Origin of the sequence: Streptomyces sp. NPDC048295, assembly GCF_040652135.1 — a bacterium.
Taxonomy (GTDB): Bacteria; Actinomycetota; Actinomycetes; order Streptomycetales; family Streptomycetaceae; genus Streptomyces.
Window position 1 is genome coordinate 1 of sequence record NZ_JBEZLL010000079.1, and the last position, 1,751, is coordinate 1,751.

1 protein-coding gene and 1 pseudogene are annotated in these 1,751 nt (G+C 65.8%); both read right to left on the minus strand.

The window, feature by feature from the left end; genetic code table 11:
• Window positions 1–19: 19 nt before the first annotated feature.
• Window positions 20–870 (minus strand): annotated as a pseudogene (locus AB0D53_RS41650) (IS5 family transposase).
• Between the two features lie 31 nt (window positions 871–901).
• Complete coding sequence (locus AB0D53_RS41655; RefSeq protein ID WP_362454752.1) at window positions 902–1,459, minus strand: hypothetical protein; 558 nt, start codon at window positions 1,457–1,459, stop codon at window positions 902–904.
• Window positions 1,460–1,751 lie beyond the last annotated feature (292 nt).

Here is a 1,751-nt window from a genome sequence, read left to right on the forward strand (position 1 = left end):
CTAGGGCCATTCGTTTGGATCACCGGGCAGACCAAAGGAAGATCCCTGCGATATGGAGTCCGGCCAGATAGACGGTCGCGGTCTTCTCGTAGCGGGTGGCGATGCCCCGCCACTGTTTCAAGCGGTTGATGCAGCGTTCGACGGTGTTGCGCTGCTTGTACGTCTCGCGGTCGAAGGCCGGCGGCCTGCCGCCTCGACTTCCGCGCCGCAGGCGGTGGCCGCGTTGATCGGCCGGAACGGGGATAACGGCGCGGATCCCGCGCTTGCGCAGATGCTCACGGATTGCGCGGGAGGAATACGCCTTGTCGGCCAGGACCACGTCCGGCCTGGTGCGGGGCCGTCCCCGCCGTTGAGGAACGCGCAGGCGGGCCATGACATCTGTGAAAGCAGGTGCGTCGCCGGACTGTCCGGCGGTGAGAACGAAGACCAATGGCCGACAATCGGCATCGGAAGCCAGGTGGATCTTTGTGGTCAGTCCACCGCGGGACCGGCCGATGGCGTGATCTGCCGGTTCGCCTGCTGGGGCCCCTTTTTGCGGGCTCCGGCCGCGTGCTGGTGTGCGCGCACGATTGTGGAGTCCACCGAGATAGTCCAGTTGAGATCTTCGTCGGCGTCGGCCTGTGCGACCAGCGCGGTGAACACCCGCTCCCAGGTTCCGTCGATGGCCCACGTCCGTAGCCGGTTGTAGACCCCTCGCCAGTTCCCGTATTTCTCGGGGAGGTGGATCCACTGCGATCCCGTCTGGAACTTCCAGGCGATCGCGTCGATCACCTCTCGGTGGTCCCTCCACCGGCCACCCCGCCGCGGTGTCCGATCTGGGAGTAACGGCTCGATTCGCGCCCACTGCGCGTCAGTCAATGGCACACACAGACCAACGAGCCGCCGATCTCGACGAAACTGTCTAGTCGTCCGACGAGTCTGCGGAGGCCAGTGCCGTGTCCGACGGCTTGCCGGGACGATCGCCCAGCAACAGGACGAGCCCACATAGGCCGCCGGCCAACCAACTGACCATCGTCCACGTCCCCCAGCCGAAACCCAGCGTCACGACGAAGGCGACAACCGATGCCGTGAGCCCAGCAACAGCGACACGCCGCGGGCCATTACCGGCAGCCCACTCACAGCGCAGAAAGCCAGAGCGCCGCCAGGTTCTCCAAAGGACGACACCGACGATTATCGCTTCCACCACAACGAACCAGACGGGAACCGGGGGCAGACTGTTTGACCCTGCCTTGCCACGCCACACGTCTATGAGCCCGCCTACCAAGACGACCGGACCGGCCAGGGCGAACACCCCTGCCAGCAGACGGAAGAAGCCGACGCCCACGGCCGAAACGCCGACACCGCCGAACGGCACGACAGCGTGGGACAACGCGTGGAAGCGCTGGGCAGCGCCCCGGAAATCCGTCGCGACGATCCAGCCCAAGGCCGTCGCGAACACCCCCCAAGCCACTGAGAACATCGCGCCCCGCCCTTCGCTCTATATCCGCCCCAGCCAACGTCGGCACCGGGTTGCCCGTCACGGTATACCGGCGTCATCGACTCTCGGCATGCCGGATTCCGGCAAGGTATGTGCTCGCCGGATGCCGGATGGCCGCCCAGACACAGGCGGGTCCTGCACTACGGCTGACGACTCACACACCATGGATTCCGCATTCTCCGGCGCCTCGCGATCGTCCCAGCGCCTCAAACGAGCAGTGTCCTCACCCGAGTCCACCCCCTGTTCCGCGCATGATCCAAACGAATGGCCCTAG

Bases quoted from the DNA above. Each gene is read 5' to 3' on its own strand.
- AB0D53_RS41655 (WP_362454752.1), bottom strand. From the start codon at position 1,459: ATGTTCTCAGTGGCTTGGGGGGTGTTCGCGACGGCCTTGGGCTGGATC.